This is a genomic window from Pseudidiomarina tainanensis, assembly GCF_004214835.1.
Classification (GTDB): domain Bacteria; phylum Pseudomonadota; class Gammaproteobacteria; order Enterobacterales; family Alteromonadaceae; genus Pseudidiomarina; species Pseudidiomarina tainanensis.
In genome coordinates, this window is record NZ_PIQJ01000001.1 from 564,544 (window position 1) to 582,579 (window position 18,036).

The 18,036-nt window shown below is 52.0% G+C and carries 17 protein-coding genes; 15 read left to right on the forward strand and 2 right to left on the reverse strand.

The genetic code is table 11. The features are described 5' to 3' along the window. The first annotated feature begins 117 nt into the window (after positions 1–117). The 6 genes from ispG to CWI82_RS02820 all read left to right on the forward strand — a co-directional run bounded on the left by ispG (position 118) and on the right by CWI82_RS02820 (position 6,895). Complete coding sequence (gene ispG / locus CWI82_RS02795) at positions 118–1,227, forward strand: flavodoxin-dependent (E)-4-hydroxy-3-methylbut-2-enyl-diphosphate synthase (protein WP_092856272.1); 1,110 nt, start codon at positions 118–120, stop codon at positions 1,225–1,227. Positions 1,228–1,304: 77 nt separating this feature from the next. Next, positions 1,305–2,543 carry a histidine--tRNA ligase gene (gene hisS, locus CWI82_RS02800; RefSeq protein WP_130202591.1) on the forward strand — a complete coding sequence of 413 codons (1,239 nt, stop codon included), beginning with the start codon at positions 1,305–1,307 and terminating at the stop codon, positions 2,541–2,543. 176 nt (positions 2,544–2,719) lie between these two features. Continuing rightward, entirely contained in the window at positions 2,720–3,325 is a 606-nt protein-coding gene (locus tag CWI82_RS02805; protein WP_092856267.1) for a YfgM family protein, read from the forward strand. Next, the gene (bamB, locus tag CWI82_RS02810; RefSeq protein ID WP_130202592.1) at positions 3,322–4,509 is read left to right on the forward strand and encodes an outer membrane protein assembly factor BamB; all 1,188 of its coding nucleotides are present in this window, start codon (positions 3,322–3,324) and stop codon (positions 4,507–4,509) included. Before CWI82_RS02805 ends, bamB begins: the two co-directional genes overlap by 4 nt. Positions 4,510–4,515: 6 nt before the next feature. Continuing rightward, positions 4,516–6,114: a ribosome biogenesis GTPase Der gene (gene der / locus CWI82_RS02815; RefSeq protein WP_130202593.1), complete on the forward strand. Its 1,599-nt coding sequence runs from the start codon at positions 4,516–4,518 to the stop codon at positions 6,112–6,114. Between the two features lie 403 nt (positions 6,115–6,517). After that, positions 6,518–6,895, forward strand: a complete 378-nt coding sequence (locus CWI82_RS02820; protein WP_092856941.1) for an RNA-binding S4 domain-containing protein — start codon at positions 6,518–6,520, stop codon at positions 6,893–6,895. Here CWI82_RS02820 and CWI82_RS02825 read toward each other — a convergent pair whose 3' ends face one another. Further along, positions 6,896–7,456 (reverse strand): REP-associated tyrosine transposase, encoded by a 561-nt coding sequence (locus CWI82_RS02825; RefSeq protein WP_092856261.1) that lies wholly within the window; start codon positions 7,454–7,456, stop codon positions 6,896–6,898. A gap of 338 nt (positions 7,457–7,794) precedes the next feature. Further along, the gene (gene hslO, locus CWI82_RS02830) at positions 7,795–8,640 is read right to left on the reverse strand and encodes an Hsp33 family molecular chaperone HslO (RefSeq protein WP_130202594.1); all 846 of its coding nucleotides are present in this window, start codon (positions 8,638–8,640) and stop codon (positions 7,795–7,797) included. A 150-nt stretch (positions 8,641–8,790) separates the two neighbouring features. Between hslO and gspC the strand changes: the two genes are divergently transcribed. The 9 genes from gspC to gspK all read left to right on the forward strand — a co-directional run bounded on the left by gspC (position 8,791) and on the right by gspK (position 18,034). After that, on the forward strand, positions 8,791–9,696 hold the full coding sequence (gene gspC / locus CWI82_RS02835) for a type II secretion system protein GspC (protein ID WP_130202595.1): 906 nt from the start codon (positions 8,791–8,793) through the stop codon (positions 9,694–9,696). A gap of 9 nt (positions 9,697–9,705) precedes the next feature. After that, the gene (gene gspD / locus CWI82_RS02840) at positions 9,706–11,814 is read left to right on the forward strand and encodes a type II secretion system secretin GspD (RefSeq protein ID WP_130202596.1); all 2,109 of its coding nucleotides are present in this window, start codon (positions 9,706–9,708) and stop codon (positions 11,812–11,814) included. Next, positions 11,807–13,330, forward strand: coding sequence for a type II secretion system ATPase GspE (gene gspE, locus CWI82_RS02845; RefSeq protein ID WP_130202597.1), 1,524 nt, complete (start codon positions 11,807–11,809; stop codon positions 13,328–13,330). Before gspD ends, gspE begins: the two co-directional genes overlap by 8 nt. 3 nt (positions 13,331–13,333) lie before the next feature. After that, the gene (gspF, locus tag CWI82_RS02850; RefSeq protein WP_130202598.1) at positions 13,334–14,584 is read left to right on the forward strand and encodes a type II secretion system inner membrane protein GspF; all 1,251 of its coding nucleotides are present in this window, start codon (positions 13,334–13,336) and stop codon (positions 14,582–14,584) included. A 116-nt stretch (positions 14,585–14,700) separates the two neighbouring features. Further along, a complete protein-coding gene (gene gspG, locus CWI82_RS02855) occupies positions 14,701–15,117 on the forward strand; it encodes a type II secretion system major pseudopilin GspG (protein WP_130202599.1) in 417 nt (138 codons plus the stop codon). Between the two features lie 35 nt (positions 15,118–15,152). Next, positions 15,153–15,779, forward strand: coding sequence for a prepilin-type N-terminal cleavage/methylation domain-containing protein (locus CWI82_RS02860; protein WP_130203192.1), 627 nt, complete (start codon positions 15,153–15,155; stop codon positions 15,777–15,779). Beyond that, the gene (gspI, locus tag CWI82_RS02865; protein WP_130202600.1) at positions 15,779–16,186 is read left to right on the forward strand and encodes a type II secretion system minor pseudopilin GspI; all 408 of its coding nucleotides are present in this window, start codon (positions 15,779–15,781) and stop codon (positions 16,184–16,186) included. The genes CWI82_RS02860 and gspI overlap by 1 nt, the downstream gene beginning before the upstream one ends. Further along, the gene (gspJ, locus tag CWI82_RS02870; RefSeq protein WP_130202601.1) at positions 16,183–16,803 is read left to right on the forward strand and encodes a type II secretion system minor pseudopilin GspJ; all 621 of its coding nucleotides are present in this window, start codon (positions 16,183–16,185) and stop codon (positions 16,801–16,803) included. The genes gspI and gspJ overlap by 4 nt, the downstream gene beginning before the upstream one ends. Next, positions 16,784–18,034, forward strand: a complete 1,251-nt coding sequence (gene gspK / locus CWI82_RS02875) for a type II secretion system minor pseudopilin GspK (RefSeq protein ID WP_130202602.1) — start codon at positions 16,784–16,786, stop codon at positions 18,032–18,034. Before gspJ ends, gspK begins: the two co-directional genes overlap by 20 nt. Positions 18,035–18,036 lie beyond the last annotated feature (2 nt).

Here is an 18,036-nt window from a genome sequence, read left to right on the forward strand (position 1 = left end):
CGCTACGCTCACTGTTCGTTATTCGTTCGTGCACAAGTGCACTGTTCGGAACTAACGAAAAGCAAAGCGCACGAACAACGAAGTGTACGAACAACGAATAGCGAAGCGTACGAATTTATGCATTTAAACCCCATCAAACGTCGACCTTCACGCCGTATCTACGTCGGTAACGTGCCGATTGGCGATGGCGCACCCATTGCTGTGCAATCCATGACCAATACCGAGACCACCGACGTGGCCGCGACGGTCAAGCAAATTCAAGCGATTGCCAATGCCGGTGCTGATTTGGTGCGGGTAAGCGTACCGACCATGGATGCCGCTGAAGCGTTTAAATTCATTAAGCAACAAAGTCCGATTCCGGTCGTGGCCGATATTCACTTTGATTATCGCATCGCTTTGAAAGTGGCTGAGTACGGTGTCGACTGTTTGCGGATTAACCCGGGTAACATCGGTAATGAGCAGCGCATTCGCGCAGTAGTCGATGCGGCACGTGACCGCGGTATTCCAATTCGTATTGGTGTGAATGGCGGCTCGCTCGAAAAAGATCTGCAAGAAAAGTACGGCGAACCAACACCTGCGGCCTTAGTGGAATCAGCCATGCGTCACGTGGACATTCTCGATCGCTTGAATTTCCAAGATTTCAAAGTGAGCGTGAAAGCCTCTGATGTGTTTTTAGCGGTTGAGTCGTATCGTCTATTAGCAAAACAAATTGAGCAGCCGTTGCACTTAGGTATCACCGAAGCCGGTGGCCTGCGCAGCGGTTCAGTAAAATCGTCCATTGGCCTTGGCATGCTATTGGCCGAAGGCATTGGCGATACCTTGCGTATTTCGCTGGCGGCCGACCCGGTTGAAGAAGTCAAAGTTGGGTTTGATATCCTAAAATCCCTGCGCATTCGTAGCCGCGGCATTAACTTTATCGCGTGCCCAAGCTGCTCACGCCAAGAATTCGATGTGATTGGCACCGTCAATGCGCTAGAGCAACGCCTTGAAGACGTGACCGTGCCGATGGATGTATCAATTATCGGTTGTGTGGTGAACGGCCCAGGTGAAGCGCTGATTTCGCATGTCGGCCTAGCTGGTGCGAAGAACAAGAGCGGTTTTTACCTCAACGGTGAGCGCCAGAAAGACCGTCTCGACAACGCCGATTTGGTTGATGAACTCGAAAAACGTATCCGTGAACAGGTAAAACGTTTAGAAGCTGAACAGATTCCCGTGAAGCAAGCGTAAAGCTGCGGTATACTATGCGCCATTTTTCGTAATAAATTTCCGTCTTAAGTAGACCCTAAGCAGAAAAGAACTCGAACGTGGCAAAAAATATTCAAGCAATTCGCGGCATGAACGACATCCTGCCGGATCAATCGCCAGCGTGGCAATACGTTGAAGGCGTGATCCGTCAGGTCGCAGCCCAATATACTTACCAAGAAATCCGCATGCCGGTGCTCGAGAGCACCGATCTATTTAAGCGCTCCATTGGCGAAGTCACCGATATTGTCGAAAAAGAAATGTACACTTTCGATGATCGCAACGGTGACAGCCTGACCCTGCGCCCAGAAGGCACAGCGAGTTGCGTACGCGCCGGTAATGAACATGGCTTGCTGTATAACCAAACGCAACGTTTGTGGTACTTAGGGCCAATGTTCCGTCATGAGCGCCCGCAAAAAGGCCGCTATCGCCAATTTCATCAGTTTGGTATCGAAGCCTTCGGTATGGATGGCCCGGATATCGATGCTGAAGTGATTCTGCTCTCAGCACGGTTGTGGCAAGCATTTGGCATTAGCGAGCAAGTCGAATTGCAACTGAACTCATTGGCTTCAAATGAAGCGCGTGCGCGTTATCGCGAGGCATTGCGTGAGTTTTTGCGTGCCCATGAAGATAAGCTGGACGAAGATTCGAAGCGCCGTTTAGACACCAACGTATTGCGTGTACTTGATAGCAAATCGCCAGAAACTCAGGCGGTACTTGCAGATGCGCCGAAGTTATCGGAGTATTGGGACGACGAATCACGCGAGCACTTTGATGGCCTATGTAAGCGTCTTGATGCTGCTGGCGTTAAATACGTTTTGAACGAGCGCTTGGTACGTGGTCTCGATTATTACAACCGCACCGTGTTTGAGTGGGTGACCACCGAACTAGGCGCGCAAGGTACTGTTTGTGCCGGCGGGCGTTACGATGGTTTAGTGGAACAGCTCGGTGGTAAACCAACCCCAGCGGTTGGCTTTGCTATGGGCATGGAGCGCTTGGTTTTATTGTTGGAATCGCAAGGTAAAATTCCAGCTGAGCAAGCCATTGATATTTACGTGATTGCGGCAACTGAAGCGGCGGAACTAATCGCCCCAGCCGTTGCCGAACAAATTCGAAGTGCCAAGCCGCAACTGAAAGTACAGTTGCACAGCGGCACCCAGAACATGAAAAAGAAATTGGCGAAAGCCGACAAGTCAGGCGCCACCTATGCCTTGCTCGTTCGCGACACCGATTTCGAGTTAAAGCACCTGCGCGACCGCACCATCCCCTCGCAGCTGCTAAACAGCATAGAGGAACTGTAGCCCGGCGTTTCACGCCGGGTGGCGCGCAGCGCCGTAAATATATGGGCTTAAGCGGTGTCAGTGCTTAGCAATTATAAAGATTGCGGAAGTCGCAATTATAAACATTGCAGAAAAAATTAAGATTAACGGCACCTAGTGCCACCCGGCGTGAAACGCCGGGCTACCGGGAGTTAAAAATGGAAACTGAAGAACAACAAGTCGAACGAATTAAACAGTTTTGGAACGAACACGGCAAAGGCATCGTCGCCGGCCTCGTAGTAGGCTTTGCACTATTCTACGGTTGGCGCTACTACGACGCCCAAGTGCGTGCTGACCAAGAAGCTGCTTCTGAAAAGTTTGAGAGCATTTTAGTGCAACTTGAAGCTGATCAAGAAAATAGCACAGCGGCAGCACAAGAGTTCGTGAACTCAAGCGATAGCACCTACGCGCTTTTAGCAGCGTTAGAGCTTGCTAAGCATGCCGTGGATAACAATGATTTAGCGACGGCCGTCAGTGCATTGCAAACGGTACGTGACAACGCGCAACCCGCACTTCGCGCTGTCGCCGATATTCGCCAAGCGCGCGTATTGTTGGCGCAAGAGCAGTACGACGCTGCGCTAGCTGCAGCCCAAGCGGCTGAATCAGTTGAAGCTTTCAAAGCACAAGCCGCTGAGCTAAAAGGCGATATCTTATTAGCAAAAGGTGACAACGCGGGTGCACGTGCAGCTTATCAAGCCGCTCTCGACGCTGGTGCGCAAGGCATCGCCGAGATCAAACTCAACAGCATTGTGGCGGGTTCATGAAACAAGTAAAAACCTTAGGTCTAGCAGCGCTCGCAACTCTGTTCGTCGGTGGTTGTTCGCTGTTTAGCACCGAAGAGATTACCTACAAAGAATTGCAATCATTTGATGCGCAAATTAATCCGCGCGTCGTTTGGGATACCAGTGTGGGTGACGGCATCGATACGTTCTTCTCGCACCTCAATCCGGTGATTGTTGGCGACAGTATTATTGCTGCTGACCGCCGTGGCGTAGTGGAAGCATTCGACCGCGCAACTGGCAACGAACTATGGCGCGTTGATTTGCGTTCGGTATTAGATTTAGAAAAAAGCTCATGGTGGAGCGCCGGTGAACCGATGCGTATTGCGGGTGGTTTATCAGCACTTAACGGCGTAGTGTACTTAGGCAGCGAAAACGGTGACGTGGTTGCGCTTAACGCTGCTGACGGTAGCGTCAAGTGGCATCAAGTGGTGCGCTCTGAAATCATGTCTGACCCAGCTATTGGCGGTGGTTTTGTCGTGGTCAAAGGTTCGACCGGTGAAGTCATTGCACTAAATGAAGAAACCGGCGAAGAGTTGTGGAAGCACACCTCAGAAACACCAGCATTGTCATTGCGCGGTACATCATCGCCAGTGTACGAGCAGGGCGGTATCTTCGTTGGCACCTCGACTGGTAAAGTCATTGTATTGATTGCCGAAAATGGTCAACCAGCGTGGGAAGCGCGGTTAGCAATTCCAAGCGGTACCACAGAATTACAACGTCTCGTTGATGTCGACTCACGCCCAGTTCTTGCTGGCCGTTTCGTCTACAATGTGGCGTATAACGGTGCCTTAGCGGCAATCGAGGCCAACACCGGTGAAATCGCTTGGCGTCGGGATTACTCCTCCTATCAAAACGTGTTATTCGCTGGCGGCCGTTTGTTTGTTACTGATGCGGATGACGCCATTTCAGCGTTAGATGCCCAAGGCGGCGTAGAGTTGTGGTCAAACAACGACTACACCGGCCGTAACGTTACCGCGCCAGTGCGTTTTGGTGACTACATTGTGGTCGGCGATCGATTCGGCTATCTGCATTTTATCAATTTACTAAGCGGCGTAACCGAAGGCCGTTTAGAAGTGGGTGAAGACGTATACACCGCACCAATTGTGGTTGACGACACCCTTTATGTTCAGTTACGCGACGGCAGTTTACTCGCGGTAAGGATTTAACGTTATATGTTACCCGTAGTTGCCCTGGTAGGGCGCCCAAATGTGGGCAAATCAACCTTATTTAATCGGCTTACCCGTACCCGGGACGCCTTGGTTGCAGACTTTCCTGGCTTAACGCGAGACAGAAAATACGGCCAGGCCAACTACGACGGTTACCAATTTATTGTCATCGACACCGCGGGTGTTCACGGTGACGAAGAAGGCATTGATGCTGAAATGGCATCACAGTCATTGCGCGCTATCGATGAAGCAGACGTCGTGCTGTTCATGGTTGACGCACGTGACGGTATCACGGCGGCTGACATGGGCATTGCGACACACTTGCGTCGCCTTGGCAAAAAAGCTTACGTGGTTGCTAACAAAATCGATGGCATTGACGCCAACGCGGCTCGTGCCGACTTCTTCGAACTCGGTTTAGGTGATGTGCATGGTATCGCCGCTGCGCATGGTCGTGGCGTCGAACAGCTCCTGCAAGAATGTTTTGACCCGCTGCTGGATGAATATCCGGACGTACGCGTGCGCAACGCTGGTTCGGACGACGTGGCGGTCAACCTCGACGCTGAAGGCAATCCCATTGATTCTGATGGTAATATTGTCGAACCCGACGAAGACGGCAACGTTTACGATGGCGACGGCAATATCGTCGATGCCGATGGCAATATCATCGATCACGAAGGTAATATCATTGGCCAGTTGGGCGACCGTAGTCACGACGAAATCGACTACGATGCGCTGCCATTAAAACTCGCTATTGTCGGCCGCCCGAACGTCGGTAAGTCAACGCTCACTAACCGTATTCTCGGTGAAGAACGGGTGGTGGTGTATGACATGCCGGGCACCACGCGCGACTCAATTTATATTCCGATGGAGCGTGAAGGTCGCCAATACATCTTAATCGATACCGCTGGTGTGCGCCGCCGTGGCCGTATTGACGAGACCGTTGAAAAGTTCTCGGTGATTAAAACTTTGCAGGCGATTGAAGACGCGAACGTGGTGATTGCTGTGATTGACGCGCGCGAAACAGTTTCTGATCAAGACTTAAACTTGATTGGTTTTGCCTTGAACGCCGGTCGCTCAATCGTGATTGCCGTCAATAAATGGGATGGCTTGTCTCATGATCACCGTGAAGAAATCAAGCGTGAACTTGACCGTCGCCTAGGCTTCGTCGATTTTGCCCGCGTGCATTTTATCTCGGCACTACACGGTAGTGGCGTCGGTAACTTGTTCGAATCGGTACTTGAAGCTTACGCGTCAGCATCTGCTCGCGTCGGCACCGCTAAGCTTACGCGTATTTTGGAAACCGCCGTCGAAGATCATCAACCACCATTGGTGAGCGGACGCCGCGTCAAACTCAAATATGCGCACGCAGGCGGCTACAACCCGCCGCGCGTGATTATTCACGGTAACCAAGTTGACTCGCTGCCGGGCTCTTACAAACGCTATCTGATGAACTACTTCCGCAAATCATTAGGCGTGATGGGTACCCCCATCAAAATAGAGTTCCGCGAATCCGTCAACCCATATGCCGGCCGCAAAAACCAGCTGACGCTCTCGCAAACCCGCAAGCGCAAGCGCCTAATGAAATTCCTCAAGAAGAAAAAGTAGCCCGGCGTTTTACGCCGGGTGGCGCAACGCGCCGTTATTATCCGGGGCATCCCCAATGTTGGTAGCCCGGCGTTCCACGCCGGGTGGCGCAAAGCGCCGTTATTGCCCGGGGCTTCCCCAATGTTGGTAGCCCGGCGTTCTACGCCGGGTGGCGCAAAGCGCCGTTATTACCCGGGGCATCCCCAATGTTGGTAGCCCGGCGTTTTACGCCGGGTGGCGCAAAGCGCCGTTATTACCCGGGGCATCCCCAATGTTGGTAGCCCGGCGTTTTACGCCGGGTGGCGCAAAGCGCCGTTATTACCCGGGGCATTCTGCAATGCCAAACATTTCACAAAATTCGAGATTAACGGCACTACGTGCCACCCGGCGTAAAACGCCGGGCTACGACGCCGAGGTACTAAACATGGACCCCGTACGAATCGACAAATGGCTTTGGGCCGCACGTTTTTACAAAACACGTTCGCTTGCGCGCCAATTCGTGCAAGCGGGCAAAGTGTCTGTTGATGGTCAACGTTGCAAACCCTCAAAAACCATCGCCATCGGGCAAATTGTCAAAGCCCCACGCGGCCATGATATCTATGAGGTGGAAGTTTTGGGCTTAAGCGAAAACCGTCTCAGCGCGCCGTTAGCTCAAGAACTCTACCGTGAAACTGAAGACTCTATTGCACGCCGCGAAAAAGAAGCCGAACTACGTAAAATGAATGCGTTGTACAATCCGCACCCTGACCACAAACCCGATAAAAAAGAGCGGCGCGAGCTAATTAAATTTAAAAACCAATAGTTAAGGTTCTTGATAATCACTGAAATTATCGTCAAGCCAAGCGGGCGTAATGTATTTCCAATCATCCGGATAACGCCCCTCGCTCAAATAGCGATTTAAGGTTGAGTACGGCCAATCGCACGCATTCTTTACGTAACCATGTTTTACTGGGTTGAAGCAGCAGTAGAGGATATACATCATATATTCGCGTTCATCGCGAATCTCATGTTCCCAATAGCTATGTTGCCATAATTTTCCATACCCATGTGCTTGTCTAGCTTCTGTATTCTTAGCATTTCTTCGGGACTTTGAGGAAAATTCCGGAAGGGCCTTGGTGGTTAACGCTTTTATTTTTCCCCAGCGTAATGGAACGAAATCATCTTTGATAATTAATACACAATGAATGTGATCAGGCATTACTGTCCAGGCTTCAATTTCAAATGGATGTGTTTTCATTGTTTCGCGCACGGCATTGCGTAGCGCTGCGATGACGTCGGGGCGAGTTAGCACTGGCTGTCGGCGATAGGTACATACAGTGAAAAAGTAGTAACCGCGCTCGAAAAATCTGCGAACGTTTCTCATAGGTTGAGTGTTGCGCAGAAAGGCGGGTTGGGCGAGTTTATATTGCTGTGGGATATTGGCTTACGTTGCTGCGCGCCAGATAGCGTAGCCCGGCGTTTTACGCCGGGTGGCACGTGGTGCCGTTAATCTCGAATTTTGTGAAATGTATGGCATTGCAGAATGCCCGGATGATAACGGCGCGTTGCGCCACCCGGCGTGGAACGCCGGGCTACCACCATCGCGGAAGCCCCGGATAATAACGGCGCGTTGCGCCACCCGGCGTGGAACGCCGGGCTACCACCATCGCGGAAGCCCCAGATAATAACGGCGCGTTGCGCCACCCGGCGTGGAACGCCGGGCTACAGGTCCTGTTCGGTGAAGCGGTACTCGGTTTGGCAGTAGTCGCAGGTCATCACGACGGCGCCTTCTTCGGCAATGATTTCGCGTAGTTCTTCGGGCGACACTGATGCCAAAGCTTCGAGCGTGCCTTCGCGTGAGCAGCCGCACTTGAAGCTAACCGGCTGAGCGGGGTACAACTCAACATGCTCTTCATGGTACAAGCGATGTAGTACTTGCTCGCCTGGCAAAGTAAATAATTCAACTGCGCTAATGGTGTCGGTGAGGTGCTCAAGGTGCTCGAAGGCTTCCAAGGTCGTGCCTGCTGCAGGCATCACCTGCAGCATCATTCCAGCAGCGTGCTCACCGTCAGCAAATAGCCAAATACGCGTGCGTAACTGTTCAGATTGCATAAAGTAATCTTCGACAACGCGCGCAATCGAATCGTTATCGGCACTGACCACGCCCTGATAGCGCTCACCTTCCAGTGGCGTTAACGTGATCACCATCACCGCTTTCGCGCCCATCAACGTACGCAAGTCGTTCATATCGTCAGCAATGTCTGAACGCACACGAGCAATCCCGCGTAGCTCCTGATGATGCGAGCCATTCACCGCGACAAAATTCACTGGGCCATCGCCTTGAATTTGAATCGAAATATGGCCTTCAAACTTCAACGTGGCGGTTAATAAAGAGGTGGCCGCCATTAATTCACCCAACAAACGTTGAACTGGCGCCGGGTAATCGTGTCCTAGAATCATGCGTTGATAACTGGTGCTCAATTGCACCAGTTCGCCACGCACGTCTTGCTCTAAAAACGTATAGCGCAACAGCTGATCGGTTGGGTAATGGGTATCGTTTTTGCTCATGGTGATAATACGTCTGTCATACTTGTGTAAAAAAGTGGCGGCATTATACCAGAATCCTCGAATTTGATCTGTTCTCTTGTGTATAGTAAGGCTAGAATGACCAAAAGACGCAATTGTCACATAATTATAACGAAAGCGTAGTATTAACCCATGCAGATACAGAACACGCACGTCAACGCACTGATCACTGCGGTTTGCGCAGTCGCGGCAGTTTGGTTTGGCGCGCAACTTACCTGGCAGCTGATAACGCCCGCCAGCGAGGTGCCTTCGGGGCCCATTCAAATCGCCAACCAAGGTGCTGACACCTCCTATTCAGCACGGTCTATTATTGCGCTCGACTTATTTGGCTCCGCCAGTACCAATGCGCCACAAGCGTCTTCCAATGCCCCAAAAACGTCTTTGAATATCCGACTGCTCGGTGTATCCGCTTCGAATGTGCCGGAGCGCTCCGCAGCAATTATTGAACGTAGCGGCAATCAAGAAGTTTATGTGGTGGGTGATAAGCTGGAAGGCACACAGGTACTCATTAAAGAAATATACGCAGACCGCGTGATCCTCGATAACAACGGCCGTCTTGAAACCCTTGAACTCGAGGGCATCGGCGAACTGAGCGATGGACTGTCATTAACCATGGCAAATATGTCGAATGCAGAAGTTCGCACCTCAGGTCGTGCCGTGCGTGATGGTGGCTCAAGCCCGCGTCGCAGTGATGCACCGACAGAAGTCACCGCGTCGGCAGTGAATCCAGAAAGCTTACTGGAGTATATTCAAATCATGCCTGTGCGCGGCGGTAGCGGTATTCGTGGTTATCGTTTGAGCCCAGGTAAAAATCCAGAATTATTCCGCCAAGCCGGTTTTCGTGACGGCGACTTGGCAGTGGCTATTAATGGCCAAGATTTAACGAACATAAGTACCGCGATGAAAGTCACCAGCGAACTCGGTGATATGACACAAGCTACGGTAACCGTGCTGCGCGGCAATGAACCGGTCGACTTGCAACTCGATATTCGAGATTTACCTGCTGAGGTTGTGCAAGACCAAGAGCAAGGAAATTAAGGGATAAGTATGCGTAAAACCTCATTGGCATTGGCCATCACACTCGGCGCCGCGCTCTCGGGAACATTCCACGATGTGAGCGCACAGCAATCACGCCAAGCAACGCAGCAGCAACGCCAAACGGCAGATGAGCCAGTTGAATACGCCGCCAGCTTTAAAAACACTGATATTACCGAATTTATTCAAGTGGTCGGACGTAATTTGGGCCGCACCATCATTATTGACCCGGATGTGCGCGGTCGTATTGACGTGCGCAGCTACGATGTGATGAACGAAAGCCAATACTGGCAGTTCTTCTTGAACGTGTTGGATGTGTACGGCTTCGCCACCATTGAAATGGAGTCGGGCGTGATTAAAGTCATGCGCGATAAAGACGCCCGCAACGGCGCGATTCCAGTGGTGGATGACAATTCATTAGGCGGCGATACGCTGATTACGCGCGTGGTGCCGGTTGCTAACGTCAGCGTGCGTGAACTCGCGCCACTGTTACGATTGCTGAACGACCAAAGTGGTGGCGGCAACGTGGTGAGCTACGATCCGTCGAACGTGATCATGATTACCGGTCGCAGCGAGACTGTACAACGCTTGGTTGAGATTATCGAGCGCGTTGACCGTGCCGGCGACCAAGACGTAACCGTGGTGAAGCTTGAATTTGCATCGGCTTCCGAAGTGGTGCGCATTGCCTTGAGCTTGTTTGAAAAAGCCAACGATGGCACACCACCATTATTGATTCCGAAAATCGTTGCCGACGAGCGTACCAACAGTGTAGTGATTAGCGGCGAGCCGCGTGCCCGCGAGCGCGTGATGAAGCTGATTAACCAGCTTGACCAAGATTTGAAAACCGAAGGCAACACCCGCGTTTACTACTTGAAATACGCGAAAGCTGAAGAGCTTGTTGAAGTGCTGCAGGGCGTCAGCCAAAGTTTACAGGCTGAGAAAGAGTCAGCGTCGGCTGCCGCTGGCACCACTGCCGCGGCGCGTCGTGTGAGCTCGTCCAATGGCCAAATCTCAATTAGTGCGCATGATGCATCCAACTCCTTGGTGATTACCGCACAGCCAGATTTGTTAGCCAGCTTAGAAGGCGTGATTCGTCAGCTCGATATTCGTCGTGCACAGGTACATGTTGAAGCGATTATTGTTGAAATCATGGAAGGCGATGGCGTCGATTTCGGTCTGCAATGGATTAGCGAAGACGGCGGTATGGTGCAATACAACAATGGCCGTCAGGCACCGATTGGTCAGGTTGCGGCGGGTGCATATTTAGCCCGTGAGCAACCGGGTACGGAAACCACCACGATTGTTGATGGCAACGTGGTAAAAACCCGCGAACCGGATCGCCCGGGTGACGTGTCTCTATTGGCGCAGGTTTTGCAGAATGTGAACGGCATGATGGTTGGTGTGGTGCGTAACGATTGGGGCGCAATTTTGCAAGCCGTGACCACCAATACCAACTCGAATATTTTGGCGACGCCGTCAATTATGACGGTGGATAACGAAGAAGCATCGTTCTTGGTCGGTCAATCGGTGCCGACGATTACCGGTGCGACGACGGGTTCGAACAACGATAATCCGTTCCAAACCGTTGAGCGTGAAGATGTGGGTATTAAATTAAAAGTTACCCCGCAAATTAACGAAGGTAGCGGCGTGCAGTTGGTGATTGAGCAGGAAGTGTCGAGTATTAGCGGCGCTACCGCAGTAGATATCACCATCAACAAACGTGAATTGAAAACTGTGGTGATGGCCGACGACGGCGAGACCATTGTATTAGGCGGCTTGATTGACGAAGACGTGCAAGAGTCAGAATCAAAGGTGCCGATTTTAGGCGACATTCCATTCTTGGGACATCTGTTTAAGAGCACCTCAACATCGCGTCAAAAGCGCAACTTGATGGTGTTTTTACGCCCAACCATTGTACGTGATAGCGGAGCGGCAACGCAGATCTCGTCACGGAAATACAATTATATTCGGGCTGAACAAATTAAAGCCGACGAAGATGGCATTTCATTGATGCCATTAACCGACCAACCGGTATTGCCGGAGTGGGATGGCCCGTTAACGTTGCCGCCGTCGTTTGAAAAGTACATGGAAGAAGAGAAAAAGGGCAGTGGCAATGACTGATATCGCGAATGTGGCCGCGCAAGTGGCACCGCGACGGTTGCCATTTGCGTTTGCAAAACGCCATGGCGTGGTGGTGGCCTACGCTGATGCCGCAGATGATGGCACTGCGAATGATGCGGTGGTGCATGCGCGTCACGGCGTCACGCCACAAGCGCTGCTCGAAGTGCGCCGTGTTTTGGGCGCCCCGTTTGTATTGCAAGAACACAGCGCCGATGAGTTTGAAGCGATTTTGACGCAGGCGTACCAACGCGATTCGTCGGAAGCGAAGCAGCTAATGGAAGATATTGGCAACGAAAGCAACCTATTTTCGTTGGCCGATGAGCTGCCGCAAACCGAAGACTTGCTGGAAAGCGAAGATGACGCACCAATCATCAAACTCATCAACGCCATGCTCTCGGAAGCCATCAAAGAAGGCGCTTCGGATATTCACATTGAAACCTTTGAGAAAGACCTGTTGGTGCGGTTTCGTATCGACGGCGTATTGCGCGAGGTGATTCGCCCGAACCGTAAATTGAGCTCGTTGCTGGTGTCGCGGATCAAGGTCATGGCGCAGTTGGATATCGCCGAGAAGCGGGTGCCGCAAGATGGTCGTATTAGCTTGCTCATTGCTGGGCGCGCAGTGGATGTGCGGGTATCCACCATGCCATCGAATCACGGTGAGCGGGTGGTGTTGCGTTTGCTGGATAAGAATAACGCGCGTTTGAATCTCGAACAGCTTGGCATGACCGAAGCGAATCGCCGCATTTTCTCGCAACTGATTAAAAAGCCTCACGGCATTATTTTGGTAACCGGCCCGACCGGCTCGGGTAAATCGACCACCTTGTATGCCGGTTTGATGGAGATCAACTCACGCGACCGTAATATTTTGACGGTGGAAGATCCAATTGAGTATTCCATTGAAGGCATTGGCCAAATGCAGGTGAATCCGAAGGTGAACATGACCTTTGCCCGCGGATTACGTGCGATTTTGCGGCAAGACCCTGACGTGGTGATGGTCGGTGAGATACGTGATGTTGAAACCGCACAAATTGGCGTGCAGGCGTCCTTGACGGGGCACTTAGTATTGTCGACGTTGCACACCAACACCGCCGCTGGCGCGATTACGCGTTTAGAAGACATGGGCGTGGAACCATTTTTGCTGTCATCGTCGTTGTTGGCGGTGCTAGCGCAGCGCTTGGTGCGTACCTTGTGTGACGATTGCAAAGAGCCGTATCAAGCGTCTGCCGATGAGCTGGAATATGTTGCTGATGGTGCCGTTGATGGTGGAGCGCAGCTGTATCGTGCGGTCGGTTGCGACAAGTGTAACCACACCGGCTATCGCGGCCGAACCGGTATTCATGAATTATTAGTGGTGGATGAACGCGTGCGTGAGCTGATCCACAACGGTCATGGCGAGCAAGCGATTGAGAAATACGTGCGCGCTTCGGCACCGTCAATTCGTGACGATGGCTTGGCGAAAGTGATTGCCGGCGTCACCACTTTAGAAGAAGTGTTGCGCGTCACGCGCGAGGAGTAACCGGTGGCAGCCTATGCATTTCAGGCGTTAAACGCCAGCGGACGCAAAACGAAAGGTGTTATTGAAGCCGACACCGAGCGCCAAGTGCGTGCGCAGTTACGTGAGCAGGGCTTGATTCCGGTTGCTGTCGAATTGGCAGAGGAGGGGACCAGTCCTCGCTCCGGTACCGGATCCGGAGCTGGGCCTGCACCCCTCCTGAAGCGCCTACAAACGCGCGGTATTGGCGCGGCCGACTTAGCTTTGATCACCCGCCAACTGGCCACCTTAGTTGCGGCTGCATTGCCAATCGAACAAGCCTTGTTTGCGGTGTCGGAGCAGACCGACAAACCACGCCTGCAAAAGTTAATTATGGCGGTTCGCTCAAAAGTTGTTGAAGGGTATTCGTTAGCCGAAGCGATGTCCGAATACCCACATGTATTTGATAAATTATTTACCGCGATGGTCGCAGCAGGTGAGCGCTCAGGGCATCTTGATGAAGTATTGAACCGTCTCGCTGACTACACCGAGCAGCGCAACCGCCTCAAAGGCCAGTTAGTGCAAGCCTTGGTGTATCCGGCGATTTTGACGCTGGTTGCCATTAGCGTGATTATTTTCTTGCTGGTTAGCGTAGTGCCACAAATTGTTGAACAATTTAGTGGCCTCGACCAAGAATTACCGCCAACCACGACGTTCTTGTTAGCTGTCAGTGGTTTCTTACAAAATTATGGGCTCTTCCTGCTGGGGATAATTCTGGTTGGCTTAGTTGTTGGCGGACAGTTATTACGTAAACCGTCGCGTCGCGATAAATTTGATGCGGTGCTATTAAAAGTGCCGTTGGTTGGGCGCGTCATCAAAGGGGTAAACACCGCACGCTTTGCACGCACCTTGAGTATTTTGGCCGCCTCAGCAGTACCGCTATTAGATGGCTTGCGGATAACCGGCCGCGTGTTAAGCAACCGCGCCATGCAAATTGCGGTCGAAGAGGCTTGCGACCGTGTGCGTGAAGGCTCGTCGCTACGCGCTGCCTTAGCACAAACCAAATTATTTCCGCCGATGATGCTACACATGATTGCCGCCGGCGAAAAATCAGGCGAGTTGGAACAATTGTTAGGGCGCGCCGCCGATAACCAAGACCGTGATTTCGAAACCACCATGAACGTCGCGCTAAAAATATTTGAGCCAGCGCTGATCGTTGTCATGGCTGGCGTGGTCTTACTTATCGTGCTCGCCATCATTCAACCCATACTCGCGCTCAACCAAAGCGTAGGACTGTAGCCCGGCGTTTCACGCCGGGACGTGCGAAGCACGGTTAATATTTGTGGCATCCCGAATGCCAAATATTTATGGCATCCCGTATGCCAACCATAATTAGTGTTAAACAGAGGAACACCATGAAAAAACAATCCGCATTCAGCCTTATGGAAGTAATGGTCGTCATCGCCATACTCGGCCTGTTGGCTTCATTAATTCTGCCCAACGTGCTCGGTTCAGCTGACCAAGCCAACCGCCAAAAAGCACGCACCGATATCATTTCGTTGGAAAATGCTGTGGCGCAATACCGCCTTGATAACGGCACCTTCCCGACCACCGAACAAGGTCTTGAAGCCCTTACCGAAGAGCCAAACATTGACCCGCGCCCACGCAACTACCGCCGCGGCGGTTACATCCAGCGCTTACCATCCGACCCGTGGGGCAACGAATACCTGTTATTAAGTCCAGGTGAATTCGGTGATTTCGACATCTTCTCGGCTGGTCCTGACGGTCAAACCGGTACCGACGACGATATCGGCAACTGGAACATCGAGTAGCCCGGCGTTTTACGCCGGGTGGCCGAAGGCCGTTCATGATGATACCCACAAATCATGCCGCGAACCGCAGAAGCCGAATCAACCGCGTTAAAGGCTTCACCATCGTCGAAGTCATGGTCATCATGGCGGTTGTTGGTATGCTGGCGCTCACCGTCAGCTTTGTGGTGCCCGATCGCAACGACGATGAAACGGCCGAAAGCGCCCGCGTGTTATACGAACGCATCCGCTATGCTCGCGAATATGCATTAGTGCGCCACGCGGTATTAGGCCTGCGCATCGACAATGGCCATACCTATCGATTTTTAGAATTCACCGATGGTCGCTGGCAAAATATCTCCCATCGTGGCCTGCGCCGAACCGAGCTGGATACAAACATTGAGATTTCCGTAGAAGCTGGCGATCTTGAACTCCTGCAGCAAGATGACACTGATCTCAACGAAGTATTCGCGGTGGAGGATGACGACCTCGGTACGCGTTCTGATGACGACGAACCACCGAGTGAACCCACACCCCAATTATTTATTTTTGGTAGCGGCGATCTCCCACCCTTTGAATTGTTTGTGCGTAACGTTGGATTACTGGGTGAGCCGGTCAGTTGGCAAATTGCTAGTACCGATGGCGTTGATATCGAACTGAAACGAGATGTGGGGCGTGAAGATTAATGGCTAAGCGTCAGCACGGTTTCACCTTAGTTGAAGTGATGTTTGCGCTGGGCATTTTCGCTCTCGCGGCTTTGGCCGCTGTGGCCGCCACCAGCCAACACTTAAACGACTTAAATTACATGCAAGATAAGTCGATGGCTCAATATGCCGGCGCTAATGCAATGGCGCGAGTGAGTTTGGATTATCCACCCGAAAACGGCGCAACTGGAGTGGAAATGGTGGGTTCTCGAGAATGGTTTTGGCGCTCAGAAGTATTGAAAACACAAACTGCAGACGTGTTTTATGTGACCGTGCGGGTATTCGAAGAGCAACCTCAGTCAGCGGATAATAATGACGGCGCGTTGGTGGTATTAAGCCGCTACCTTGGACCGGACTCTGGTTCTGGTGCTAATGAGGCGCAGCCATGATGCAACGCCGGCGTGGATTTACCTTAGTGGAAGTGCTAGTCACCGTTGTCATTATGGCGGTGATCGGCTTGGCTTCGGCCGCAGTGATTAACGCCATTATGCGTACTAGTGAGCAGAGCGAAGCGGCTATCGCACGGCTCGAAAAGCTCCAGTACAGTATGCTGATTTTAGAACAAGACATTCGCCAAATCGTCGCTAGAGATAATCCTACGGGGCGTTATATATTCATCGATGAAGGCCGCTTAGGCTTTGTCCGTTCCGGCTGGTTTAATCCGCTGGGATTGTTCCCGCGCAGTGAATTGCAGCCGGTTGCTTATGTGATCCGAGAAGGTAACTTGGTCCGCGAGCATTTTAATTTTGTGGATGTGAGCGAATCATCGGAACCGGTATCGCGCATTGTGCTGGAAGGCGTTACCGCTTTCACCGCCAAACCGCTAAGGAGGGGTGCAGTCCAAGGACAGACCCCCACCTCGCAGCGGAATAATTCGAACGACATCAACGACATCGAAGGCTTACCACCGGCGCTGGAAATCACGCTAGAAACGAAAGCATGGGGCACCATCAAGCGGGTGTTTTTAATTAATGACGGAGGTTTAGATGACCAGCCGTCGCCATAACGTGAGAACACGTCTAACAGGCGCAAGCGCACTGACTGTAAAACGCCAACGCGGCGTTGCTTTGCTGATGGTATTGCTCGTGGTGGCGCTGGTATCCGTTATGGCGGTTACCTTAAGTGGGCGCTTACAAACTACCGTGTTGCGCACTGGCAATTTTCAACAAGCCGAACAAGCGTATTGGTATTGGCTCAGTGCTGAAGAGATTGTACGCGAATTGCTACAACGCGAAATTAGCGAGAGTGACGGCGTCGTTCACCAGCAACAGATGTGGTATCAGCAAAGCAAAAGCGACAGTATTTACCCGGTGGATGGCGGCGCCATTAAAGGTGAAATTCAAGATTTACATAGCTGTTTTAATTTGAATTCGTTACGCGTGGAAGATGGGAGCGGCTCGCGCTCCGGAGCAGGGGCCGGATCTGGGACTGCACCCCCACCTCCGCAAGCGCTGAACACGGGCAACACAACTGGGAATACCTCCGGTACCAACACGAATCCAAATGCGAACACCAGCGGCAACACCGGTGGCTCCATTGCACCCGACGTATTGCGCGAGCGCCGCAAAGCACAATTGCGCATGTTATTGATGGCGACAGACGAAAATATGGAACCGTACGCAGCCGATGTCATTGTCGATTCGTTAGCGGATTGGCTCGATAGCGACGACGACATTGATGGCAGTTATGGCGCCGAGTCGGTCGATTATCAAAGCTTGCAGTTCCCATATCGCGCGGCGAACAGTTGGCTGGTTCACGTGAGCGAATTACGCTTAGTGCGGGGTGTGACAGCGCGTATTTATAACCAAATTAAACCGTACGTTTGTGTGATACCGCGAGATAACACATTAAAACTGAACATTAATACCGTAGATAAAAATCAACCAGAGCTATTGCAAGCCGTCACTGTGGGGGCCATGTCGAGGGGCGATGCCGCAAGTTACCTGGCGTCGCGTCGGCAAGATGGCTATGAAAGTATGGATGATGCGCGTAATAATGGCGCTTTAAATGATGCGGCGACACGCGGGACGCGGCCGAATTTTGGTGGCGGTGTGACGCCATCGGGCGTTACCGCGCAAACCATCGGCGGCGCACTTGACGATTTAGATGTGAAGAGTAAGTATTTTCAATTAAACGCAAAAATTGGTTATGGTGACCTCATGATGGCGGCCGAAAGCCAGTTTTTAATCACCAGCGAGACCGCAGAAGTATTGTATCGCGGCGCAGGAGAACCTTAGAT